This window comes from Dyadobacter sp. CY312 (assembly GCF_021390535.1).
Classification (GTDB): Bacteria; Bacteroidota; Bacteroidia; order Cytophagales; family Spirosomataceae; genus Dyadobacter.
Genome location: NZ_JAJUXG010000025.1, coordinates 25,063 through 49,649, shown reverse-complemented (window position 1 = coordinate 49,649; position 24,587 = coordinate 25,063). Strand labels below are relative to the sequence as shown.

Below are 24,587 nucleotides of genomic sequence, written 5' to 3'. Positions count from 1 at the left end.
CAAAATCACATGAAAAAGATAATTATTGCCAGCATATTGGCTGCCAGCTTCTCGATTACCAGCTGCGAGAAAAATTTTGATCCGGTGCTCACAGGTGTGCTCTCCCCTGCCAATTTTCCAAAAACGGAGGCAGATTTTAAACTTTACGCTTTGCAGGCCTATAAACCCTTCGGCTCCAAATGGGGATACAGCGACGTAGCGTACCAGAACATGTTCTTTAGTCCGGAATATGGTCACTTAGCGATGTTTGATCTCCCAACAGATCAGATGAATGTGTTTACTGAATGGGGAGGACTTTGGGAATTTTTCAGCAAAGGAGATTTTACATTTCTCAGAACTCAGGGCAAACAAAGTCACTTTGAAAAAGTGCGTTATGTTACACGGATGACCCAAGTTATTGCCGATATTGAAAAAGCAACAATTAGCGATGCCGCAAAAAACAAGTTCATCGCCGAGGCAAGAATGGGACGCGCCTGGACGATGTACTACCTACTCCACATGTACGGCCCAGTACCGGTAATCTTTGATGCGTCAAAAATCAACACCAATGCCGAAAGTGACCTCACCCGTCCTTCAAGAGAAACTTACGTATCAATGGTTGCAGACGATCTTAATTTTGCTGCGGCTAATCTGGAACTGAGTCCTTCCGAATATGGCAGGTTCAACAAAGGTTTGGCGCTGGGTATGCTAACGCGGTTATATCTCAACGAAAAAAACTGGGCAGAGGCCGAAAAGGCAGCCAGAGCTACGATTGCATTAGGCAAATACAGCCTTGTATCCGATTATGCGAGCTTATTCCGGGAATCGACGGAGGTAAATTCAGAAACGATCTGGGCTGTTAACTGTGATCCGATTGCACCCACCAACGGCGAAGGCGGCGGCAATTTTAATGCTATGGCATTGTATTGTCTTCCCAACGATTTTAAAAGTATCAAGCTTGGGGGTGGTTGGGGCAATCCGAGCGGCATCTTCTGCCCTACTTGGGCATTTTATGACACTTTTGATCCGGCTGACAAACGGAGGAATTTGTTGGTTGCGACCTATACCGACAACACTGGAAAAGCAAGAAACCGCACCAATATGCGGGGCCCGGTTTTGAGAAAATATCCTGACGAATCTTCACCGGGTGCCGATGTTCAGGGAAATGACATGCCGGTACTGAGATATGCCGATGTACTGCTGATGTTGGCTGAGGCAATCAACCAAGTATCAGGTCCGACAGCAGAAGCAATTGCGCTGGTCAATGAAGTGAGAACAAAACACGGTGGGGTGGCGGCTTTATCCGCAACGGCCACGTCTTCGAAAACTACATTCAACGATGCGATCCTGATGGAAAGAGGATTTGAGTTTTATTTTGAAGGTATCCGCAAGATCGACCTGGTTCGCCACGGGAAGTGGGCATCTGCACTGGAAGCTGCCGGGAAGGTTAACCGCGGCCCATCTGAGCTTTTTCCTATACCACAATATGTGATCAACGTCGGAGAAGGAAAAATTGAACAGACACCAGGGTATTAAGGTACGAATGTCATTTGCGGTCAGGAATTGTCAAATATTGTTTCTAGAACGCATGACAAAATTCGACTACAAGTGACAGCACCTGACTATAACTGACTACTGATAACACCAAACGACTAAACCTAGATCTCTTAACTTTTTAAGACATGAAGATTGCCCTTACCTTTCTACTTCCCATTTTTTTTGCTACCTCATGCGCTTATTCTCAAAAATCTAACGACGTGTATGTCGATAAGGACGGCGTGATGCGCTGGGGTAACACGAAAGAGGAAGTAAAAGGGTTTGGAGTAAATTACACGGTTCCTTTCGCTTATGCCTACCGCGTGGCGAAGCAATTGAATGTATCTCCGGAAAAGGCCATAGATGATGATGTTTACCATTTCTCCCGACTGGGTTTTGACCTCTACCGTGTTCACGTTTGGGACACAGAAATAAGCGATACGCTGGGGAATCTGTTGGGAAATGAGCATCTGAAACTGCTGGATTATGCATTAAAAAAAATGAAAGACCGCGGGATTAAGTTTGTGCTGACGCCCTTTGCATACTGGGGAAATGGCTGGCCGGAAAAGGATGAAAAAACGCCGGGATTTTCAAGAAAATATGGCAAGGCAGCTTGTCTGACAAATCCGGACGCCATTAAAGCACAACAAAATTATTTGTTTCAGTTTCTGAATCATGTCAATCCTTACACCGGTGTGGCCTACAAAAACGAACCGGACCTGATTGCCTTTGAAATCAGTAACGAACCACAGCATGGTGGGAAAGACAGCGACGTAACTGCATTTATTAATGGAATGGTAAGCTCGATGAGAAAGACGGGCTGTGAAAAGCCGGTCTTTTATAACATCAGCCATAGTATCCACCTCGCCCAGGGTTATTTCGACGCTGATATTCAGGGTGGTACATTTCAATGGTATCCCACAGGCTTGCAGGCTAAGCATGAGATCATGGGAAATTTGCTGCCAAACGTGGACGACTACAAAATTCCATTCGCAGCCAATCCGAGGTTCAAACAAATGGCCAAGATTGTCTATGAATTCGATGCTGCTGACGTGGGGCGCTCTTACATTTATCCAGCCATGGCGCGCAGTTTCCGCACAGCCGGCATGCAGCTCGCCACGCACTTTGCCTATGACCCAACCTACTTTGCATACGCCAATACGGAGTATGACACGCATTACATGAACCTAATTTACACTCCGCAGAAAGCGTTAGGCCTTAAAATCGCATCGGAGGTTTTTCACAATATTCCGCTGTACAAAGACTTTGGCAAATTCCCCGCAGACACATCTTTCGGTAATTTCAGGGTTAGTTACGGGCAGGATTTGGCTGAAATGGTCACGAAGGAAAAATTTATCTATACCAATCATACCACCAGCATCCCTCCAAACATGGGAGAATTAGAACACATCAGTGGGTCGGGAAATTCATCTGTTGTGAAATATGAAGGTACAGGTGCCTACTTTCTGGATAAACTTGAGAATGGTGTCTGGCGACTGGAAGTTTTGCCGGATGCGATCTGGGTGCAGGATCCTTTTGGCTACAATAGCCTTGATAAAGTTCTTGCCGTTATCAACTGGCGTCAATGGCCCATGTCGGTTCGGCTACCCGATTTGGGAGATGATTTTGAAATCAAACCACTCAATCCGATAAACGACACCAAAACTTTCAATATTAAGGATCAGACATTTGACATTACACCAGGTGCTTATATGCTGATAAGAAAAGGCACTTCGAGTAAACTGACTGCGACCAGCAAATGGAAGAATATCACATTGAATGAATTTGTAGCTCCCGCAACGACACTCAAAAAAACGTACGTACTTCATTCACCACATAAAGTGGTTTCAGCAGGCGAAAGTATGTCTGTCAAAGTACAGATCGTTTCTTTAAAACAACTGGAAGCTGCCCGAATCAGGCTGATTGCACAAGGTACAAAGCCTGTGGATCTGGATTTGGAACATACTGGCAGTTACCATTACTCGGCCCGGATTCCGGCAGAATTCTTAAAGGGAGATGCTCTGAAATATTACATTTTAGTCACGGAGAACGGAGTAGAAAAATTATATCCATCCGAGCTGGAAAACAATAAGGACCGAAATAATGGTGAGCAGAAACTGTTCGAAACACGCATTCTGCCAAAATCCTCATCGATAAGCTTATTTAATGCAGAAAAAGATCACGAGCAGTTGCTAAGGCCTTATCTGAAAACTTCGCGGTTGAATCCAATACCAGAAATAGGAAATTCTGAACTGAGCATACAACCCGAAAAGGCGGAAGACTACGCAATGCGATACAATTTTAAAAGCAACATAGCGGGACGCACATCGGATGTGCTATCCAAAACAAGGCTGGTCTTTCACGGGCGGGCGCTCAATGAGAAACCGTGTGCCATTCAAATTGCATTAATCGGTAAGGATGGGTCGGTATATGGCGCGACACTGAATGTCAAACCAGAAAACAATGCATACACTGTGCTACTCAACGACCTTAAAAAAGTAGATTTCATCAGCCTTCCGCGCCCTTACCCTGGATTTCTACCCTGGTCGTTAGACACCACACCGATGGCTGGCAAACTTGATTTAAGAAACATTGAGACCTTACAAATTTCCATTATTCCAAAAGCAGTTCAGGATAAAAAACAGCTTGCTGGTATTGCGATTCAAAGTGTGAATTTGGAATGATGTAACGTGTAAGAAAAACATTGAGACAATACACCTTGCACTTTAAAGTCGCATGCCACATCTGGTTTAGATTAATAACAAGATAATCCGCCGTTTAATTGGAGAATTCGAATGACTTCACCACTGGATTCCATGGCAAATTGACCACCAACCCATTCTTTTATTTCATGAGTTACACAACTACCAGTCAGTCATTTATATTGGTCAATTCAATCCGAAATGACATGATCTTAATTCCCGATTTAAGGTGGTCAACGGCTCGGTATTCTCCATTTCAAGACAAAATTTTATGGACTTTTTTTCTACTTTAAACTACACACCGGAAGCATTCACACCAAATTTCTTTTAGAAAGCGGTTGAGAAATGAGATAGATTTCCAAAAACGCCCTCTGGATACACTTCCGAACGGCGCTTGCTTTTTTGAGAAATAAGAAAAAATGCCATTCCCAATCCGCAGCTTTGAATCCGGTTTTCGGACTATGGTATTAAAGACTTTGGAAAGGTCTCTCTTCAATAAGGTAATGTTACGTTCTGTGATCTTCACAAATTGAGTTATTGGCCCATGTATGAATCAACCAGTCTTCGGACTCGAAATGAAGGTGCCCGTTTCGTTCACAACGAGATCTTTTCAAGGATGGCGGTGATAACCTGCTTATTAAATCCCGGAAATCGGAAGCTGAAAAGTTTTTCAGCCTAAACCTTTTCAGGAGGGGTTACTTGCACCGAATTTTCCAATACCAATGTATTTGTTAGCAGGAGAAGCCTATGTTATCTCGTTAACCAAGCAAAAATTTATGAAAAAGAATACCCTGCTGATTATAACATCAGTTGTTCTTGATCTCAATCAAGTTAACAAACGAGTGCCACCTTCTAATTTTGCTACCAAATTAATTTAACCAAAGTTACAATTATGAAACATACAGCCAAATCCATCCGGCCTTTCCTGGGAGCCAGGAACTTTGAACTGTCCAGACGCTTTTATCAGGATTTGGGATTTCAGGAAAATGTGCTCTCTGAGGATCTTACTGTATTTAAGCTTGGCCAGTTGGCATTCTATCTCCAGGGTGCTTACGTAAAAGACTGGATTGACAATACGATGATTTTTTTAGAAGTAGAAAATGTGGAGCGTTACTACCAGGAATTATCAGCAATGCAGCTGAGCAGCAAATATGACGGAGTAAAATTATCTGGGGTCCGGATTGAAGATTGGGGAAAAGAGTGTTTTTTACATGATCCGTCCGGAATCCTTTGGCACATTGGTGAATTTCAAACAAAGTGAGTTAAAACATCATTCAGGTTTCAGACAAATCGCATATACTTACAAAGATTTAGTAAGCCCATGCGAGCCAATGTTAAAAACTGACCTTGATAAAACCGGCAGATTTTCTCAATCTGATTTTGAACGACTGACAAAATATCTGGTGCCAAGACAATTGAAAAAAAATGAAATACTGCTTGACCAGGGGCAGATCTGCAGGGCTGTTTATTTTATTTCATCGGGGTCTGCGTACCAGTTCCGCTATGAAGATATCGACGAAAAAGTAACTGATCTTCACCTCCCGAAAGAGTGGTGTCTGAATTATTCAAGTTTTATTTCCCAGACACCTTCTCAAAATATTATTAAAGCGAATTCACAAACAACTGCGCTCGAGCTCAGTGTGACGGCATTGCATGAACTGATCGCTCAATCACCAGTATTTCTCCAGCTGGGAAAAATTCTGCAAGGAGCTACCACCAGAACACAGTATCTGGACAATTCCATGTCACCCTCAGAAAGATATAATGATCTGATTAAAAACCGGCCGTTGATTCTGCAGATGTTCCCCTTAAAAATCATTGCGTCGTATCTGAATATAACCCCGGAAACACTCAGCAGGGTCAGAAGCTGTTTTTAATAACCGGAATTTCTTGATTTGCATCAAGCTGCATCGCGCCACAGACCAGCCATATTTGTTTTCAAATTAACTGATAACAATATGCATAAGTCATTTACAAAATCTTCCGGGGTCAGTCTTTGTTTTGGATCGCTTATTTCGGTCATTACCATGACGCTTCATCCTGCTGGTGGCAGTGTTGAGCATATCATCAGAATTCAAAATGTTCTTGTTTTCTCCCACTCACTAGGCATTGCATGCCTTCCTTTTATAGGCTTTGGCGCCTTGGGCCTGTCTTGCCTTCTGCAAACAAACAGCAAAACTTCACTGCTTTCTTTCTTTGTATTTTGTCTCGGATTGGTTGCAGCCATGATAGCAGCTACCGTCAATGGGCTGGTACTGCCACAATTCCTGTCAGATCTGACAGCCAGGCCCGTGGAAAAGTCAATAGTCAATGCCATTGTCAGTTATGGTCATCACATCAATGTTTCCATGGCGAACATTTTCATTTTTGCTACCTGCGTTTCTATATTAATCTGGTGTGTGCTGATCATCCAAACACAGAACCTTCCCAAAGCGGCAGGATATCTTGGTTTATCACTTTTGGGTTTTGGGTTAATTTGTCTGCTGTTGAATGTAAGTTTTACCAATTTGTACGGTTTTAGAATTTTTGTAGCCGGACTGGCCACCTGGTTAACATCAACCGGTATTCAGATGATCAGGAAAGGAAAATCAGAAAATAAACACGCTGGCAGCTAAGATTCCAGCTTGCAGTGCATTAAATGTTAACAGCTTAAAAGAGAGAAATAAATGGAAAATCTATACCATACCTGAATCAGTAATCAGAATTGGATTATTCATTTTACTAAAAATTTTGGTTTGAATCCAACCAAATCGATGCAGATGTGTCACTGGAAGATAACTAAACCTTTTTACTGTGAGAGCCACCTTATTTTTACCTGTATTTTTGATACTGGGTTTTCATCTTATGAGCTGCCAGGTGGATCCGGATGATCCCGCGATCGTGGGGCCTGAGCCCGAGCCGCGCGTTAATTATTTAGGCAGAGACAGCATTACAACGGGCGATTATAGAGGTATTGCCATTAATACATCCACCAACGAGACTTTCGAAATACTGGAAGGCTACCGGAAAAATAAGACTGTCGTTTATCTGGGTGCAGTCAATAATTATTTTGCAGATGTCACAGACCTGAAGGATCGTCTGCAGTTTTTCGACTGGCTGGTGCTCGAGCAGACCTTTGATACCCCAGATGGTGTGCAGCTTCTGCTTGCTTCTGGCAAAGTTAAAAGCATCCGTCTTAACAACGGAACCCAGCTAAGCCAGTGGCCACAAGCAGCCGGTTTACAAAAGGCAATAGCAACGGGTGATGCGTTGGAAGTCCTGTACGCAAAACTGGTTGTGCTAAGCAACTCGCAGGACTACAAGCACAAATTTCAGCGTGTTGTGTTAGGTGCCAAATATGATTACGCCTTGTATGATCCCAAGAAGGCCGAATTGCCCTGGGCATTTATATATGACACTCGCTCTCAAGGCATCACAGAACAGGCACGCGTTTATTTTCAAGATAAAAAGGTTGATTACATCCTGGTGGACCGCTTTCAGCAATATTAGATCTGGCTGCAATCCATATTCTATACTTTGCATCAGGTTTTCGCTGAGCGGCAGCCTGATGCTTGAATCAAACTGCCGATCGCCGTCTGCTTGCCTGGTATTTGCATGCGATCCGGTTGCCCTGGCTGCGGTGATACAGATGCAGGATTCAGATCGGTGCTTTCCATCAAACAAACAAGCATCTGCCTACTGCTTACCAGGATTTTAATGGGTTGATTTTTTCAAGCTCATCTATGATTGTCGTTAATGTGTCACCCTCCATTACGGATGATCCTTGGCAGCTGCATGCAAATAAATCTCACTTGGCCTCTTGCGGTTAAATGAGCGCTCATACCGGATGTAACCGTACGCGCTCAGTTCACCGATGTATTTAAAATACGTATCCCGGCAGGATAGCTTGACCAGACCGATCATTTCATGACTAAAAACCCGGATCGGACTAACCCGTCCGTTATCATTCCAATAATGAAGCAGCGATGCATACACACCGATATGCCTGGTGCTGATGCGGGGGTCTTTTTGGATGGCTTTAAAAAAATCAGCCAGCGGGCTTAGTTCCCGGATCTCACTGACTGACTGAGAGCCCTTTTCGTTTGCCGGCTTTGACAGAGCTGGGCGTGTTTTCATCGGCTTGCGGTTTTATTTGCTGACTTCTATTTTCAGAGACACTCTGATTCTGAGATTGTTTCTCTGAGAGATCCTGGCGGATACGCTGCCCGCTTACCTCATAGACTGTAATGGATTTGAACTGCGGATTTGCTTCAATCAAACGTTTCTGCTCGTTGCCATTTTCGGTGAAGGTCACAGACTGACGGTTGCCTTTCTGAAGCGATTCGATCAGCCGGCTTTTATCCTGCTGGTTGCCAAGCTCTTTGACTGGTAGTTTACTGAGCACTTTTTCGAGCTCAAAGCCGTAGTTCTGATGAAACTGTTTGAGCTTGTAATTGCCGTTTTGATCCGTGTTTTTAAAATCAAGCTGGACCCAGGCGTTGTAGACCTGACCTTCCTTGTTGGTCAGATCTTTGTTGACCGAACGGCCATGCATCAGATTGAATGCTTCCTTTAAAGTAATGTTATTACTCTTTTCGATGTAAAAGGACTGATTGATTTTCTCGGTCTGATCACCCTTTTTCAACGAGACCAGGTAGCTGTTAAAGAAATACATCTCACTGCTCGGGGATTTTTTAAAGTGCAGTGCCGTGGTGGTCTGATCTTTGCCGAACGTATTGTGGTGCTGCAGGGTGAATTCCGGCGCCTGTCCTTTCATGTTTTCTTTCAGCTGGCCTTCCAGCCCTTCTCCAAAACCGTTATACTTGATCTGGTCTTTGAGATAATCAAAATTCTTCTGGTTCATGATCCTGCTGGTTTAAAAGGTTTAAAAAAAATTAATCCGTGACAGGCCTGGCGCGCACAATCGCCCGGTTGGATATGCCCAACTGCATATGCCGCCCGCCATTTTTCTCCATCAGCTCTACGGCCAGCCCCTTCTTGTCTGCGGTAGTGAATTTGGGAAGGGCGTAGACGAAGTTGCGTGCGGACTTTGCTGCAATCACCGAGCTATCTGCGTGGATGTACAATGGTTTTATCTCCTGCTCCTGCACTGCAGTGCGTTTTACCCGCTTTTTATCACGGATAAAAAACCTCAGACTACCTATATCGTAGTTGACGGCGGACCGGTTTGTCACCCTGAGCTGAAAATAGATCACATCTCCTTGAATGTAGATGCCATCCAGGGAAAACGAAGACTGAAAACTACGGTCTTTTTCCCCGCGCATGCGCTTTGGCCGGCTGATCACCTTTTTTGAAAGCTCCCGCAGTTCCGCCTGGTCATAGTGTGATTCTTCCAGCGTAGCACCCGCCGATACTCTGCCACCGGAGAATTCTATCGTAAGCTGCAAGGGCTCAGCGGCGTAATCCACTGTAAAGCTGTATAACTTTTTGTCCGCGGTGATCACAGTCAGACTGCTTTGATCAAAATCAGTTTGGGCAGCCTTTACCTGGAGAATATTGCCGGTCCCTTTGGCCTTCTGAGCAAGAATGGCCCGGCTTCCCCTATCAATGCTGATGATATCGTAGGGAAAAACAAGGTGCGTGGTTTTCGTCGTGGTCAATTCGAGCGGATACGGCTGATGTACAAAAAGCTGCGTGTCACTGTTCTGGGAGAATGCCTTTGCAGCCCTCAAAAGCATCAGCAGATGAAAGACCCATGTAATGCCTGGTTTCATAATCGTTTAGCGTTGGTATGTTTTAAAATGTGTCTAGCGTTTAACTTCCCGCATTACCATCTCTGAGAAGCACCTGGTAGCCGGCCTGGACTGCCACCTGCAGGAGTCTTGTTTTTTTGCCCATCAGCGTTTTTGCCGTCTGAATACCCGCACTGGCCGCCTGAGCACCCAGTGAAGTGTCAAGACCGCCGATGCTTATCCCCTGTATATCCTGACTTAAAGACTGCTTGGCCACATCACGCGCAATAGCGCCGGGAATATGAATTCCTGCAATCCCGTCCAGATCATACACGGAAAGCTTTACCGGCAAAAGATTGTTTTCAAACCGGACAGTCTCAATGCGGATAATAAGCCGCTCATTGTTTAAAGATGCTGTTCCGTAGATGTAGCTCTCTTTGGGGAGAAGAACACCTGAGATGTAGACATCCTGTGCCAAACTCAGCTTCACTGTCGAGCCGCTGACCAGCGTCTGGTCCTGGGCAATAATGGCCGGGATCGCATTCTGATCTTTTGCAGTAACAGATTCATCAAGCCCAAAGAAACCGCTTTGCTGAAAAGCTATAGATCTGACCGGCTCTGATTCGGCAGAATCAGCGGCTGAACTTGCGGTCAGCAGACTTACCGGACTTTCAGCCAAGGCTCCCCGGACTGTGAATACTTTGCCTGTCTGGGTCTCAGACTGCTCTTTGGTCTGCTGGGCGGCCAGCTCAGGAGATTGTATCCGGATAATTTTATCCAGCACTGTGTTAAGCTCCCTGATCTCCGGATCTTCATATACGTTCTGGGGCACGGTCTGCTGCTGCAGACCTTCCATCAGCATTTGAAGCTCTTGAATTTGCTGGTTATGCGCGCCCTGATCGTTCTGATGCGAACCTGCGCTCTGCGTACCGTTGTCCGCCACGCTTAATTCAGTGTTTGCCGGCCGGCTCAGCTCGGCATCAAGCCGGGTTAGTTTTTTAAAAATCTTTATCTCGCCAGAATCTGTATAGGTTTTCCCCCGGTAGGTTACCGGTTTTTGCTTTTTTGAAAAAGGGGCGCCCAGTCCCGCAAGCTGGCCCGTTTGCAGCGAATCGATGTAAACAGCCTCGCCACTGCGGTAGGGGTCCTTTCGGATAAGCTCACTGAGTTTAGCCGAATCAGCCGCTGCACGCTGATAAAAGCTTAATTTGTCGACCTTGTTGTCCTCTTTGAGCATCGCATCGGGAAGACTCATGACCAGGCCTTGCGTATGGTTGGACTGCGGATTTGTTTTTGATCCCTTGACAAACAGTACCCAATAAATCAGGGTGACAAAAGGCAACACCAGCACGGGAAGCACCATGTAAAACTTTCTCTGCTGAATAAACCGGGCGGAATAAGCTGTATTCTCCATCGCATTACTTGTTTAAGGTTCGTGTTTCATTAATGCTGTCAGTGCGAAATGCCTTCTCGAGACTGTCCAGGTAAAGCTCAAATTCAGTCAGTTTAACCGGTCCTTCTCTCGGCGTAAAATGGTCGGGCAATGTTGGCATCCGGATACTGCCGAATGTTGGCAGTATTTCGGCGGGCTCAGCTCCTGTAAGCAGGATTATCGACAGAACCAACAGCACAGCTGCACCCGCAAGGTTGCATAGCATCAGTGCCGGCAGTATTTTTGGAAGTCCGCCTGTGTGGATATCCGTAAACTTTTCCAGGCGGCGCTGTATCTTAACTGGTAAAGACATTACTTTGCAGACTGCACGCCGGCCAGGCTTGTCTGCTGTCTTTTTCTGATTTGGCAGCGTATGTCTGTGCACATTGAATCTGTAAAACATCGCTCTTGGATTTAAGTGATTAGAAAATCGGACTAAGCCCGGCTCCCCGGACCTGGCTGCTGATGTCTTTGTTTTCAAGTGTCATCCAGCGCTCGATCAAAAACCCGTGCGGGTTGTGATCACTTCTTGACACGGTCCGCAGATACCCTTCGGTGATAAGACTACGTGTTACAATGCTCGTCGCGCGGATAATCTGCTGGGAGGCTATGCAGCGGAAGTAGTAGGGATAGACATCCGTGTCAATCTTTACGCTGTCAATAACGATCTTCTGGCTGATGTTGCCCGAAATCAAGCTGGTGTAAAACCCGGATTCTCTCAGGTTATCGTACTGCTTTTTAGCTGATCCATCCGCCAAATAAAGCGCTTTGACAACGCTGGCCTGTATGGCCTTCTCATCCGGATCCAGTGTAAAGAAAAACCGGTGAAAGTTTCCTACATGGTCTCTGGCCTCGACAGCTACATTGTCCTTGCGCTCGGATGCATAGGCCTGTAGCACCTTTCCATCTGCCAGAACAAAGACCCGGCTGTGGGCCGTCTGGGTGATCTGGTAGCTTTTGTAGAGTGCAAAGCAGCAAAATCCGAAGCTGGCCGTTACCACAAGCAGCGTAAAGATCCGGATGTGACTGAACGCTCTTTGAATGTCTTTCGCTTTTGAAAACATGATCGTTTGTGCTTTAAGATTTCTTTTCAGGTTTCGGATAGCGACCAAATCCGCCACCATCCGGAAAGGCCCTGTTACCTACCCCACTGGCGGTGGCCGCAAGAAGGGATGTCACTTTGGTCAGCATCGCATTGTTTCCACCCGCCTGTATGATGTAACCAGCCACCGATGGGACCGAAAAGTAACCCACAATGCCGATTATCAGAAAGATCAGATATGTGCTGTCGTGGGCGCTGAAAAAAGTATCGCCGCTGCCCTGCACCTGCCGGATATCGAGCGCAATCATCTTTTCCTGCACCTTGCCGATGATGGCCCCGAAAATATTGGCCACAGGAAGCCATAAAAAAACATTGATGTAGCGCGCAATCCATGCAGTCAGCGTGTGCGCAAACCCGTCAAAGACCGCGATTCCGAATACCAGGGGGCCGACAATGGCCAGGACTACCAACTGAAAAGTCCGCATCGTGTTGATGCAAAGTGCCGCGGATTCAAAGATCACCCTGAGTACTTCCGAGAGTGCTGCCTTGATCGAATTGCGGAAATTGTAAGACTGCTTGGCCATGTAAAACTTGATGTCATTGCTGATGCCTTCACCAAAACCTTCGGAGTAATCATCGCCGTAGGTATATTTGAGCCACTTCTCCCGGCTTCCTTTTTGATCATCGCCCACATACATCTGCCAGAAATCAGAGCTTTTGATCGCATCTTCTTTCTTCTTTAAAAGCACAGCAATCGCCTTGTCGGAGTCTTTGACCATACCGGCAGTGCCCCGGACCGTAGGGGCGAGTATCCCGTTGATCATCGCGATCACTGACGGGAAGATCAGAATGGCAAAACCAAGCACAAAAGGGCGCAGCAGCGGATAAAAATCGACCGGTTCTGCCGCTGCAATATGCCGCCAGACGCGGCTGCCGATATAGAAGATCGCCCCAAATCCTGCGATGGCCCTGCCTGTGTTGATCAGCCTTGCGCACAGAGGCAGCATCTGATTGTAAAGCTCGTCAAGCACACCGTTCAGCCCCCTGATCTGCTGCTCAAAACCTTGTGCGCCGGCCAGCGAAGGCCATAGTGCCAGTGCGATCACACAGGCTGTGATCATTAAGTTTTTTTTCACAGTCAAAATACTTTAAGGTTGCAGATCGTAGAGCTTTTTGGTGGTCTGGGCATCTGCCTTTTCGGCACCGCGCTGCGAGGCAAGAAGGCCCGCATTGGAATTGAAGTGCCGCAGAAACGAGAGCTGATCACTCATGTCCTGATAAATACCATCGATCAGACCAAGTCTTTCATCATCGGAAGCCCTGAGCTTTCTGGCCGTCAGAACCATCGTGAGCGCATCCAGGTTTTTCAGACTTTCAGCCGCCAGCCTATGGTAAATACCTGAGATATAATCCAGCTCGCTTTGTGAGAAGCTGCCCGACGAAGAGAGTCTTTCGTAAGCTGCTTTGTATTCTGAGATGATTGCCAGCTGACATCTGATGATGCCCTGCACCCGGCTGTAATTCTTCACGGCCGGACTGACCTCCAGAAGCCCGTCCAGAAAGGCTTCATGAAGTTTAAAATTGCCTTTGGAAAGATCCCGGATGGTGCTGTATCCTTTAAATAGGATCTCATATCCGTCTTTAAGTTCCTGGAGGATCTTGCGAAGCTGATCGAGCTTTTCGATATTAAGCACCAGCTGGGTGACCTCTGCGGTTTGTGCTCTTACGGATGCCGTGCTGGCCAGAAGACTCAGCAGCAGCACACTTAGAAATGTTCTTTTCATATTCTGGTTACTTTATGCCGTGCATTGCGCGGCTGTTTTCAATGGCTGTTTTCTCACTTTTGATCTGAGATGCCAGAAGCCCGGTCTGCTCAGCGAAGCTTTGCGCAAACAGGTAGTTATCCTGCATCTGGCTGCAAAGCAGATCGATCCTTGCAATCCTTTCATCATCTGTCATGGCCGTATTGCCATTTCGGATTACGTCAAACATTGCGGAGATTATCCCCTGACAATCATCATAGACCAGGTCCAGCACGCTTTTGAAGTAGTCAAGTTGGGCGGAACTAAAAAAACCTTCCCTGGCAAGCTCGCCGGCCAGCCGCCCGCAGATCTGATTGATCTGCCCGTGCATATCTGTGATCTTTTTCAGGCGGGGATCAGAGCCTATGGCTGTACTTACAATCCGCAGTGAATCAAACCTATTGGTATGAAGTTTAAACTCCCCTCTTTTGATATCACCGATTGTGGTCAGGCCTTCTTTGGCTATATTATATCCTTTTTCGGTCAGCTCCAGATACAGTTTCAAATGCGCAATCTGCTCGATCAGATACTCTTTCTGTGTTTTATTCTGGCGAAACCACTCCGCAAACCGCTGCGCGAAGCTGCTGCTTGCTATCAGCGTCACAGCGAGCAGGACTACAATCTTTCTCATAGTTTCTTTCCGGTTTGTTGCTACTGATCAATACCATACAGCTCTTTGACCACCTTTGCGTCAAACTCACTTTTAGCCCTTGAAAGACTCAGCATCTGATTTTGCCGGTTAAAACTGACCAGCTCATCATGCACCTTATCGACTTTTTCAGCTGCCCGCCCGATCATTTCCAGTCTTTTTGCATCGCTCATCTGCGTCGAGAAAGCGGTAACCACCAGCGAGAGCATATCCACGTTTGTGGCCGTTTCTTCAAGTATCCCCGCATATACCCTTTGCATGTAGACAAGCTCTGCGTAGCTGAAATGTCTGTCATTTTGAAAAAGCTTCCAGGCCTTTTGGTACTGCTCGACAATCTGAATCTGTTTCTCTGCAATCTGTTTGATGCGGAAATAATAAGAGATGACGGCTTTGACCTTTTTAAGCTCATCGTAGTATTCTTTGTATAAATCCCGCTGTTTTTTGACCCAGTCTGTAATCTGATCCAGATGCAGTTTGGACATCGCATTCTCGATCGCTTTCTGCACGTTCTGGGCTTTGATAACCGCGTTCTGTCTTCTTTGTATGAGAAGATCAACCGCTCTGACTACCCTTTTAATGGCAGCCTTGATAATGGCCGCCCAGGGATTTGCGGCCTGCACGCTCTGGACCGGGGTGAGCACGGCCAGGCTAACAAGCAAATAGAATATAATCTGTTTTTTCATTCTTTTCCCGCGTTTTGCTCTGCTGCCAGCGCAGCAATCCCTTTTTTGATACTGCCGAACCTTTTGGCGTACTCGCCCACTTTCATCTTCTCGGTCTGCTCGGTGGTGTAGGTCAGATACTCCTCAGGGCTTACCTCAGTTCGGTATACCTTCGAGAGCACACCCCCCAGGCTAATGAAGACTTCCTTGTATTTTCTGAGCGGATCATTGGCTTTGTTGACCGATAATACCAGCGCCTTTTCTTTCTCTGTGAGCCCTAAAAGCTCCTGGATCTGGTCGAATTTGTTCTGGTATTTACTCTGGTCCAAAAGGATCTTGCAGTCAGAATTGTTGATGATCGCCTGTTTGACAATGGGTGAAGAAATAATATCTTCCACCTCCTGAGTAACCACAATGGCCTCGCCAAAATATTTTCTGACCGTTTTGAGTAGGCTAAGCATCAGGCGCCTTTCTGCCTTGCGGCCTTAGGTTTCCAAATACTCGCCCCCGAACCGGACTTACACGTTCCCGCGTATCCGGCTCTCCACTAATAATCGCAGTCTTTGTTTTTCCAAGATGGATGTACCGGTGGCAACTTTGACAGACGGCAACGGTTTTCCGGCGCCTTGCAATCATATGCCTTTCCCAGCTTTCTTTACCTTCAAGATCTTTTAGCTTACGCACGTGATGCATCACTAAATTATCCTGTGCCCCACATAGCTCGCATTTAGCCGCTTTCAACCTATCTATAAGGCTGGTCCGGCCTTCGTCGCCTATGGATTTTGGTAAATTATCCAAACTCATCTCAACATTAGGGATCTGCTTGCGCTTGAACCCTGTAAACCAAAAGTATCTCGATTTCTCTTCACCTGATTTCAACTGATATTTTACAGTGAACACACCGTTTGTGATGTATTTTTTGCTGATTTTAGTTTTGAGTGTTCTGTATTTCCCCGCAAAGGTTTTTAGCATACTGAACTTCATCATGTGACAGAATTGATTTAATTCGGAACAATTATTGGCCAGTGAATAGTAATTGTATAATCCTCTGATTTCACGATTATATCGGTCAAGGATTTCAAGGTCATCGTTAAAGATCAAACCAGGTCTTGCCCTGGGCTTCCACCGCTCGACGTTATCAACAGTCTTCATGACTATTGCGCCGTATTCAAGCAATTTTGACCGCATCACTTCGGTAGTGAGTTTTAGGTACACCCTTTTGTTATAAGATCTTCTCAGACGGCCTTGCCTGTCTCTTCTGGTTAAGTTGGATTTGCGTACGCTAACTTGGTATCCGAGGAATTTCGCAGCATCTTCCGTATGGGTAATCAGTGTTTTTTCATCGAATAGTTCCAGTGCCAATTGATCATTGAGGAAGGTTTTTATGTCTTCTTTGATTAATTTGGCGTCAGCTTTACTACCGATTATCCCAATAAGGAAGTCATCTGCGTATCTCACATATTTTAGTCTTTTGTAATTCTCATCCATCTCCTCGCCTCTGGGGACAAGTACTCTTTTCTTCTCATCGTCTCTGATTGTTCGAATCAGCTCTTTTCTTTCTTTTTCACCGGTTACTTTTTTGAGTTTTCGCACATTTCGCTTTCTTGCATTCGCAAAATCTTCACTGGCTCTTTCCGCCTTCCGTTTTTCTCCCTGGTCAAATTTTTTAATATATTCATTGATATACGTGTCCAGTTTATCCAGGTAGATATTTGCCAGAATTGGACTGACAATACCTCCTTGTGGTGTTCCACTGTACGTTTTATGGAATACCCAATCTTCTAAGTAGCCGGCATTCAGGAATTTTCTGATTAATCGGATAAACCTTTCGTCATCAATTCGTTCTTTAAGGACCTGGATCAATACTTCATGATTAATATTGTCGAAGAAACCCTTAATATCCCCTTCAATGAACCATTTGGCTCCACTGAATGTCTTTTGAACTTGGGCTAATGCAGTGTGGCAACTTCGGTCCGGGCGGAAGCCGTGGGAACAGTAATTAAAACTGCCCTCATAAATAGCCTCCAGCACCATCCTTGTTACTTCCTGCACCAGCTTATCGTTGAATGCTGGTATTCCCAGAGGACATTTTTTCCCATTTTTCTTTGGAATATACACTCTTCTTGACGGTTGGGGCTGATAGCTTTCATCTTTCAATGAGGCAATCAGTTTTTCAATCCGAGACAGGCTCATCCCGTCAATGGTCTGACCATCGGAGCCTGGTGTCATATTGCCCGGTTTGGCATAAATGCGTTGGCAGGCAATATAGAACATCTCTTCATTGAACAGGATGCGGTAGAGCCTTTCAAACTTGTAGCTTGAACGCTTACTGTGCTCTGTTAGACTGTTTAATACTTTTTGAGGATCTCTCATAATGTCTCTCACATTTTCCTTAGCCAGTATTAAAAATTATTAGCTGCTTTCCTTCGCCATGTACAGGGCGTTACCCTGCTCGGACTACTACGAAAGCTCCGTTGCCTTGTCAGATATTCAAGAGCCTGAGCCCTATAGCCACGGCAGTGGCATTCTGATTTAGGCAATCCCCGTTTACTTACTTATTGACATGGCTCGATAGATTGTCGGATATGACTTCCGTCCTTTTTCATATATTATGAATGCTCCGTAATAAGTTCCTGCTCTTTCCACACCTCTTCAGTAGAGAGAGTATTACGGCCTGACGATTTTAGCTATCTTACGTCAGGGTTTCAAAGGGGTACAGCTTGGACTATCATTTAACCAATCAGGGCTTTATCCTCATATCTATCATTTCACCTCGACCCTCAGTTGCAACATGATAACTAGTTGACTTAGGCCTTTACCAACATGCTACACTCCCTGTCCGGTTTCCCTTTCAGATAAGTTGGTTGGTGATAGGTTTTTCAAAGAACACTTACCTAGTAAACCGCCACGTTTACAGTCAATTAAGCAGCCTTTGCGGGCGCACAGATATATTTGATGTACTCTGCCATACCCTCTTTGGCAATGGCCTTCCACGCCTCTTCGATCAGCAGCACCTTTCTGACCCCTTCCAGCTTGCGCATCTTGCTGATAAAAAGCTCCATGATGATAATGGTCACAATCGGAAACAAAATCACATGCTCCTTGATATTATCCAGCTCAAAGACAATAAACCGCTGATGGAGAAGATCCAGGTTCCTGCGCGCGTTCAGAAGGTAATCAAACTCACCGCCCCGGTAATAGGGCATCAGAACATAGAGAAAATTGTGAATGTCAAAATCTTTTTCCTTCACATTATCCGCTTCGATGCTGCGCGCAAAATCCGTCTTTAAAAACTCATAGAAGCTGTTAAAGCAAGGAAATATCCCCGGGTTTTTGTCCAGATGTAAAAAGTACATTGTCAGCGCATTGGAGAGGGCCACATACTCGCTGCGGCGGGATGTCTCATCATCCTTTTTCCAAAGCGATAGCAGCAGCGTCTTGATACTTTCCTTCTTTTCGGTGTCCAGCTTCTCTGTGGCAGGAATGTAAAAAGGATTGAACTCGATGGGCTGTTTTTCATCATAGGTAAAATAATAACCACCTACCATATCACAAAGCCCTTTATAGCTGTGACCCACGTCAACGAGCACAATATGCGCCCCTGTTTCAAAGTAGCTTCTGACCATGTGATTGGTAAAAAAACTTTTACCCGAGCCCGAAGGCCCCAGAATGAATTTGTTTCGGTTGGTGCAAATCCCCATCCGGACCGGCTCATCGGAAATGTCCACATGCATGGGCCTTCCCGTCAGGCGGTCTCCGAGCCTGATGCCCACCGGACTGACCGAGCTGCGGTAGCTTGATTCCAGGTTCAGAAAACATGCCGCCTGCTCAGTGAAGGTGTCAAAAGTCTCATTCATGGGAAAATCTGCCTGGTTTCCCGGAATACCTGCCCAGTAAATCTGGGCAGCACCTACAATTTCCTGTCTGGCGCTTGCATCCATCCGGGCAAGGGCCGAGGTGGTCATGTTTTTGATTTCTTTCAGCTCAGAAAGATCATCACTCCACACCATCAGATTAAAGTGGGCTTTTACCGGCATGCGCTGCTCTTTGATGGCTTCATTTAAAAATTCGTTGGTCGCCTCAAGTGCCAGGTAGTTTTCCCTCGCATGCGTCGAAAGCGACTGCAGTCTGAGCCTTTTGCTTTCCAGCCGCTTTAAGGTCTTGTCGGCATCCTCGATAAAAATGAACTGGTTGTAAATGTGATTACATGACAGCAGCTGGCCCAAACTACTGGCAAAACCGGTACTGAATTTGCTGCGGTCGCTGCTGTATTTCTCATAATGTATCGCCGGGCTGCAGCTGCCGGGCAGATCCTCAGCGTCGGCCAGCGCGTAGAGCTGACAGTACTGGTCACCTATTTTTATGCCTTTCTCAAAGTAGATATCCCGAAGCAGTTTCGATGAGCTGTTCTCTGACAGATAAAAATACCGCTCCAAAAGCCCCTGTCTGCCGGCCGTGCTCAGCAGCTCACCGTCTTCCAGCAGGCGCATGTTGACAAAGCCGGAATCTTCCATGATCCCTTTGAATTGACCGACACTGCTGCGGAATTCCTGCAAGGCCTGCTCGTCAAGGGTTTGCTTTGGAAAAAGACTTGGCCTGAGCAGATTGCAGAACAGCGAACTTGACAGCTTTCTGTCGGAAGGTTTTTTGGTAATAAAAACATAACACCGGTGATCCAGAAACGGACGCTCGTTGAAAAAACGCTCTGAACTATGGGAGAGAAAACTGGCGTCATCCCCGGAGAAGTCCGGCTTGAAGCCGCTTTTAAGAAAATAGTCCTGCTTGTGAAAAACACTGCCCACCGGAAGCATTTTCAGGGCCTTGACCCAAGCCTGGTGAAAGCCCTCGTACTGCTGGTCGGAAAGCGTAAAAATCTCCGGCAGATCAAGCTCAAAGCCCATGGTCACATCACCTTGTTTGGAGAGCAGGCACCCCTGGGAAACTTCCAGGATCGGTAGCAGATCATCGAGTAATTTTTCCATTTGTAAAACTGTTATCGGCTTTACGCCCCGTGGACGCATAGCCCGTGAATTACTATCTGAAAATTCTTCTGGAAAAAGAGCGCACAATGCGGGGAGTCTTTCTTTTGGCCAAGGCCTTGACAAGTCCATGCTCACCGTAGCGGCCGTTGAGCTGATACACCACAGCAGCGATTCCAGCGCCCAGTAACGCGGTTGCCAGCAGTGTGATGTAGGTGTTGACTTTGAGCATATAAAGCACCGCGTAAAACAGCAGGTCTATCAAAAGCCCAAGTGCCATATAGCCGATGTACTGGGCTTTAAGTCCTTTAAAGACAATACTTTTATTGATGCCCTTATTGATTAGATACTGTTTAGCTGACATAATTTCTGATTTTTTAAATGGTTGTGAAACGCGCCGGGCTGCCGGCCTGTGAACATGTGCCACCGCCGCAGCCCGGCTTTCAGCAGCAGGCTTTTCCAGCAGTTCACTTTTGTAGTAAGTGACGGCTTTGGCCTTACCGGTTTCTACCTTCTCCACAGTCTCTGCCGGTCTGACGGCCTGGGTTAAAGCGGTGGGTTTGCCGGGAACTGTAATCTGAATCTGGTCTTTGGCCGTAAGAACAGCCGGCTTTGGTCTTGCCAGATCGAATCTTCTTTTCCTTTTCAGGTAGTGGCCGATAAACGCTGTTACCGTACTGTAAATGCCGTGCTGCTCAGCGGCAAGAGCATTGAATTTAAGCAGGCTGAAAACCGGCTCACAACCGCTGAGAACATCCAGTACCTGATCTGCGAGCGCATCGATTTTGACCCACCTGAGAAATGTCCTGGGAAACTCGCTGGCAATCAAGGCACACACATAGCCAAACCTGGACGGGCGAAGCTCTGCTGTAATCAGCTCAACGCTCTGATCAATAACCTGCTGGCTTCCAATGCCGTTTGCAATCATTTCCCTGATCCGCTGACTTGTCTGTCTCACCTTCCGTTTAAGCTCACGGGGCCGGGAGAACAGTCGCGAATCCTTGATGAGGATTTCCGGGTTATCCAAAAAAAAGTATGGATAACATTCAGCTGTAAGTAGCTCTTCCATAATCATTAGATTTTTAATCACTTCCTATAAGCGCGCAGCAGGAAAATAACCCGCCTGCTGAAAACCTTATATTCTTTGCCAGCTTATTCCGCCCTGGCCAGTGCCCGTGCCGGGTCGCCAGCTGTGGCCCTTTACCATCCGGCACAAGGCCGGTAGCCCCATGCCGGATAAGGGTTAAACCCCAAAGAAGGATTGCAGCACGGTTGCCACCACCACCAGAAAAATACAGCTGCCAAACCAGGCGGCGGCCACCTTGTTGGTGTCCTGATCGCCCGCATTCCATTTCTGAAATACCTTCACTGCGCCCACCAGGCCAAGCACGGCCCCGATGGCATACATCAGGTTTGTACCCGGTTCAAAATACTCCCGCACTTTTGAATCCGCTTCTTCGATGCGTAGGATAATTCCTCGACGCCTTGCTATATCTCTATAGTAGGTTTTCGTGTCATCTCCTCCAAACCGTACGTACATGTCTCCACGTATACGGCTTTCCATCAATATCCTCAGTCTAACTTCCATAATGAATCTCTAAATGACATTTACTACATACCGCGAGCGTTTTCCTTTGTCTGGAAATCATGTTGATTTGCCACGGTTTCTTTCCCTTCTTATCAATGTCACTCATCTTTCTCAGATGGTGCATTTCTAAGTCGTCTTCGGAACCGCACACCTCGCATTTCCCAGCTTTTAACCTATCAGTAAGATTAGTCGCTGGTAGTGCTCAGGTTAACTTTGGCAGACTGTCCACCCGGGCTGTCATCGCTTCATCCTGTTTTTGAAAACCTTTGTTGCAGAGAACTCTGGTACGTTGCTCACCTTTTTTATTGGTATATCGGATTGTAAATTCCCCGTTAACCTTGTATTTATCAATTACCTGTGAAATGAACAGCCTGTATTTACGCCCGAGGGTTTTGTACATACTGTATTCCATGAAGTATTTGAAGGTGTTTATTGCTCCTGCATTCAGCGCTATCGAGTAGTAGTTATAGAATCCAATGATCTCAGAGTTGTATTGACTGAGTATTTCCAGGTCGTCCCTATTCAATAATTTTGGTCGGGATGATGGTTTCCAGTTTTGTTGTTCATGGTGATGTGTAAATTCTACCGCACCATATTCAACAAGCTTGGTTTTCATCCTGTCCTCTGGCATTTTTAAGACAACCCTTTTATTGTAGATCTTCTCTAGTCTCCCTGATTTCGGGTCCCTCTTGGTCAGGTTGGATTTCTTTACATTGACCTGGTATGAAAGGAATTTGGCTGCTGTTTCTGAATGAGTGATCAGTGTCTTTTCTTCGGATAATTCAAGCATCAATTTATCGTTAAGGAAGTTTTTAACGTCCTCTTTGATACGCCTGCAATCATCCAGACTACCGATAACCCCGATCAGAAAGTCATCCGCATACCTGACGTATTTTAGCCTTCTGTAATTGCTGTCCATATCTTCCGCGTACGGGATCTGAACTCTTTCTTTCTCGATGGCTCTAATTTTGCTTATAAGCAATCGTTTTTCGTTCTCATCAACTTCGATTTTAAATTTGTTGACCAGTGTGATTCTCTTGCTTGCTAAGTCGCTGGCGACAGGATTTGGTCTTCTTCTGATACCCTTATCGAAGTTTGCGGCGTATTCTTTCATATACTTGTCCAGTTTATCCAGATAGATATTAGCCAGTATTGGGCTAACGATTCCACCTTGTGGGGTTCCACTGTACGTTTTATGAAATACCCAGTCTTCAACATATCCTGCATTCATAAACTTCCTAACCAAGCGGATGAAGCGGTCGTCTGCGATGCGTTCTTCAAGGAATTTGATGAGTACATCGTGATTGATGTTATCAAAGAATCCTTTAATGTCGCCTTCAATAAACCACTTTACGCCTCTGTAGGTCGTTTTGACTTGCATTAATGCAGTGTGGCAACTTCGACTTGGTCGGAAGCCATGTGAGGTGTGTTCAAACTGGTCCTCAAATATGGCCACTAGTACCATTCTCACTACCTCCTGCACGAGCTTGTCACAAAATGCAGATATCCCCAGTGGACGTTTTTTTCCATTTTTCTTTTGGATGTAAGTCCTTCTTGCAGGGTAGGGTTGATACGATTCATCACGAATGGCATCAATAAGTTTGTCAATCAGTGACAGCTTCATTCCATCAATGGTTTTGTCATCGGAACCAGCTGTCATATTACCTGGCTTGGCGTAAATGCGCTGATAAGCAGCATAATACATTTCCTGATTGAACAGAATCCTGTATAGCTTCTCAAACTTGTAGTTTGGATCTACACTGTGTCTTGTTAGACTGTTTAATACATTTTGCGGATCTCTCATAATGTCTCACACATTTTCCTTTATTAGTATTAAAAAACATTGACTGTCTCCCTTCGCCATGTACAAGGTGTTACCTTGCTCGGACTACTACGGAGACTCCGTTACCATATCGAATATTCAGGGTCTACTCCCATAGCCACGACAGTGGCATTTCGACTTAGGTAATCCCCAGTTAACTACTTAGTAACTATGGCTTGACAGATTGTCGGATATGATTTCCGCCTTTTTTCTGCATATTGCAGTTGTGCTGTAATCTGTTCTATGCCTTTCTCCCCGCCGGGCGGGAAAAGGGTATTACAGTATGACGAGTTCAGTTATCTTACGTCATAGACACGGGTGAGGCCACTCAGGCTATCATTCAGTCAGTATGGACTTTATCCTCATATCTGTCATTTCATCTCCCCACTCAGTCGCAGCCTGATAACTGGCTGACTTATGGCTTTACCGACATGCTACACTCCCTGTCTGGTTTCCCTTTCAGATAAGTCGGTTGATGATGGGTATATCAAAGAACACGAACCCAGTACTTTGCCAAAGTACACTTACTAAATAGCCCTATCTGGGCGCACCCGCTGCCCCGTCCTGGGCTTTTGAAATAATGGCTGCAAGCACAATGCCCGATGTAAGCAGCCAGTTTCTGCTTTTAAACATTCCCCTCTTTCTCATCTCCTCTATCTGTTTAAGTTGAACATGCACTGCTGCTGTCTTGGGACCTGGCAGGAATCTTCCCGCAAACAGCG

At 45.9% G+C, this 24,587-nt stretch carries 22 protein-coding genes and 1 pseudogene; 6 read left to right on the top strand and 17 right to left on the bottom strand.

Going from position 1 to position 24,587, the window contains the following annotated elements; genetic code table 11:
* The first annotated feature begins 9 nt into the window (after positions 1 to 9).
* The 6 genes from LZG71_RS27080 to LZG71_RS27055 all read left to right on the top strand — a co-directional run bounded on the left by LZG71_RS27080 (position 10) and on the right by LZG71_RS27055 (position 7,706).
* The gene (locus LZG71_RS27080; RefSeq protein WP_233825859.1) at positions 10 to 1,515 is read left to right on the top strand and encodes a RagB/SusD family nutrient uptake outer membrane protein; all 1,506 of its coding nucleotides are present in this window, start codon (positions 10 to 12) and stop codon (positions 1,513 to 1,515) included.
* A gap of 146 nt (positions 1,516 to 1,661) precedes the next feature.
* Positions 1,662 to 4,199 (top strand): membrane or secreted protein, encoded by a 2,538-nt coding sequence (locus LZG71_RS27075; RefSeq protein WP_233825858.1) that lies wholly within the window; start codon positions 1,662 to 1,664, stop codon positions 4,197 to 4,199.
* Positions 4,200 to 5,109: 910 nt separating this feature from the next.
* The gene (locus LZG71_RS27070; protein ID WP_233825857.1) at positions 5,110 to 5,478 is read left to right on the top strand and encodes a glyoxalase; all 369 of its coding nucleotides are present in this window, start codon (positions 5,110 to 5,112) and stop codon (positions 5,476 to 5,478) included.
* A complete protein-coding gene (locus LZG71_RS27065) occupies positions 5,429 to 6,094 on the top strand; it encodes a Crp/Fnr family transcriptional regulator (protein WP_233825856.1) in 666 nt (221 codons plus the stop codon). Before LZG71_RS27070 ends, LZG71_RS27065 begins: the two co-directional genes overlap by 50 nt.
* Before the next feature lie 81 nt (positions 6,095 to 6,175).
* On the top strand, positions 6,176 to 6,832 hold the full coding sequence (locus LZG71_RS27060) for a hypothetical protein (protein ID WP_233825855.1): 657 nt from the start codon (positions 6,176 to 6,178) through the stop codon (positions 6,830 to 6,832).
* Between the two features lie 178 nt (positions 6,833 to 7,010).
* The gene (locus LZG71_RS27055; RefSeq protein WP_233825854.1) at positions 7,011 to 7,706 is read left to right on the top strand and encodes a hypothetical protein; all 696 of its coding nucleotides are present in this window, start codon (positions 7,011 to 7,013) and stop codon (positions 7,704 to 7,706) included.
* A gap of 261 nt (positions 7,707 to 7,967) precedes the next feature.
* Here LZG71_RS27055 and LZG71_RS27050 read toward each other — a convergent pair whose 3' ends face one another.
* The 17 genes and pseudogenes from LZG71_RS27050 to LZG71_RS26975 all read right to left on the bottom strand — a co-directional run bounded on the left by LZG71_RS27050 (position 7,968) and on the right by LZG71_RS26975 (position 23,847).
* Positions 7,968 to 8,333 (bottom strand): hypothetical protein, encoded by a 366-nt coding sequence (locus tag LZG71_RS27050; RefSeq protein ID WP_233825853.1) that lies wholly within the window; start codon positions 8,331 to 8,333, stop codon positions 7,968 to 7,970.
* Positions 8,272 to 9,060, bottom strand: coding sequence for a hypothetical protein (locus LZG71_RS27045; protein ID WP_233825852.1), 789 nt, complete (start codon positions 9,058 to 9,060; stop codon positions 8,272 to 8,274). Before LZG71_RS27045 ends, LZG71_RS27050 begins: the two co-directional genes overlap by 62 nt.
* Before the next feature lie 31 nt (positions 9,061 to 9,091).
* Entirely contained in the window at positions 9,092 to 9,931 is an 840-nt protein-coding gene (gene traN, locus LZG71_RS27040) for a conjugative transposon protein TraN (RefSeq protein WP_233825851.1), read from the bottom strand.
* Between the two features lie 40 nt (positions 9,932 to 9,971).
* Positions 9,972 to 11,303 carry a conjugative transposon protein TraM gene (gene traM, locus LZG71_RS27035; protein ID WP_233825850.1) on the bottom strand — a complete coding sequence of 444 codons (1,332 nt, stop codon included), beginning with the start codon at positions 11,301 to 11,303 and terminating at the stop codon, positions 9,972 to 9,974.
* A 4-nt stretch (positions 11,304 to 11,307) separates the two neighbouring features.
* Positions 11,308 to 11,724 carry a hypothetical protein gene (locus tag LZG71_RS27030; protein ID WP_233825849.1) on the bottom strand — a complete coding sequence of 139 codons (417 nt, stop codon included), beginning with the start codon at positions 11,722 to 11,724 and terminating at the stop codon, positions 11,308 to 11,310.
* Positions 11,725 to 11,743: 19 nt separating this feature from the next.
* The gene (gene traK, locus LZG71_RS27025; protein WP_233825848.1) at positions 11,744 to 12,385 is read right to left on the bottom strand and encodes a conjugative transposon protein TraK; all 642 of its coding nucleotides are present in this window, start codon (positions 12,383 to 12,385) and stop codon (positions 11,744 to 11,746) included.
* 13 nt (positions 12,386 to 12,398) lie between these two features.
* Entirely contained in the window at positions 12,399 to 13,499 is a 1,101-nt protein-coding gene (gene traJ, locus LZG71_RS27020) for a conjugative transposon protein TraJ (RefSeq protein ID WP_233825847.1), read from the bottom strand.
* A gap of 12 nt (positions 13,500 to 13,511) precedes the next feature.
* Positions 13,512 to 14,147, bottom strand: a complete 636-nt coding sequence (locus LZG71_RS27015) for a TerB family tellurite resistance protein (protein ID WP_233825846.1) — start codon at positions 14,145 to 14,147, stop codon at positions 13,512 to 13,514.
* A 7-nt stretch (positions 14,148 to 14,154) separates the two neighbouring features.
* Complete coding sequence (locus LZG71_RS27010; protein ID WP_233825845.1) at positions 14,155 to 14,796, bottom strand: hypothetical protein; 642 nt, start codon at positions 14,794 to 14,796, stop codon at positions 14,155 to 14,157.
* A 20-nt stretch (positions 14,797 to 14,816) separates the two neighbouring features.
* Positions 14,817 to 15,497 (bottom strand): conjugal transfer protein TraI, encoded by a 681-nt coding sequence (locus LZG71_RS27005; protein ID WP_233825843.1) that lies wholly within the window; start codon positions 15,495 to 15,497, stop codon positions 14,817 to 14,819.
* Positions 15,494 to 15,928 (bottom strand): annotated as a pseudogene (locus tag LZG71_RS27000) (conjugal transfer protein TraG); the annotation flags it as partial. The gene LZG71_RS27005 and the pseudogene LZG71_RS27000, both read right to left, overlap by 4 nt.
* A 1-nt stretch (position 15,929) precedes the next feature.
* Positions 15,930 to 17,849, bottom strand: coding sequence for a reverse transcriptase/maturase family protein (locus tag LZG71_RS26995; protein WP_233825841.1), 1,920 nt, complete (start codon positions 17,847 to 17,849; stop codon positions 15,930 to 15,932).
* Between the two features lie 548 nt (positions 17,850 to 18,397).
* Positions 18,398 to 20,458 carry a TraG family conjugative transposon ATPase gene (locus LZG71_RS26990; RefSeq protein WP_233825840.1) on the bottom strand — a complete coding sequence of 687 codons (2,061 nt, stop codon included), beginning with the start codon at positions 20,456 to 20,458 and terminating at the stop codon, positions 18,398 to 18,400.
* A gap of 52 nt (positions 20,459 to 20,510) precedes the next feature.
* Complete coding sequence (locus LZG71_RS26985; RefSeq protein WP_233825838.1) at positions 20,511 to 21,524, bottom strand: DUF4133 domain-containing protein; 1,014 nt, start codon at positions 21,522 to 21,524, stop codon at positions 20,511 to 20,513.
* 174 nt (positions 21,525 to 21,698) lie between these two features.
* The gene (locus LZG71_RS30635) at positions 21,699 to 22,043 is read right to left on the bottom strand and encodes a DUF4134 domain-containing protein (RefSeq protein ID WP_310587792.1); all 345 of its coding nucleotides are present in this window, start codon (positions 22,041 to 22,043) and stop codon (positions 21,699 to 21,701) included.
* Entirely contained in the window at positions 22,033 to 22,194 is a 162-nt protein-coding gene (locus tag LZG71_RS30760) for a hypothetical protein (protein ID WP_409013686.1), read from the bottom strand. The genes LZG71_RS30635 and LZG71_RS30760 overlap by 11 nt, the downstream gene beginning before the upstream one ends.
* A 51-nt stretch (positions 22,195 to 22,245) precedes the next feature.
* Positions 22,246 to 23,847 (bottom strand): reverse transcriptase/maturase family protein, encoded by a 1,602-nt coding sequence (locus LZG71_RS26975; RefSeq protein WP_233825836.1) that lies wholly within the window; start codon positions 23,845 to 23,847, stop codon positions 22,246 to 22,248.
* Between the last annotated feature and the right edge of the window lie 740 nt (positions 23,848 to 24,587).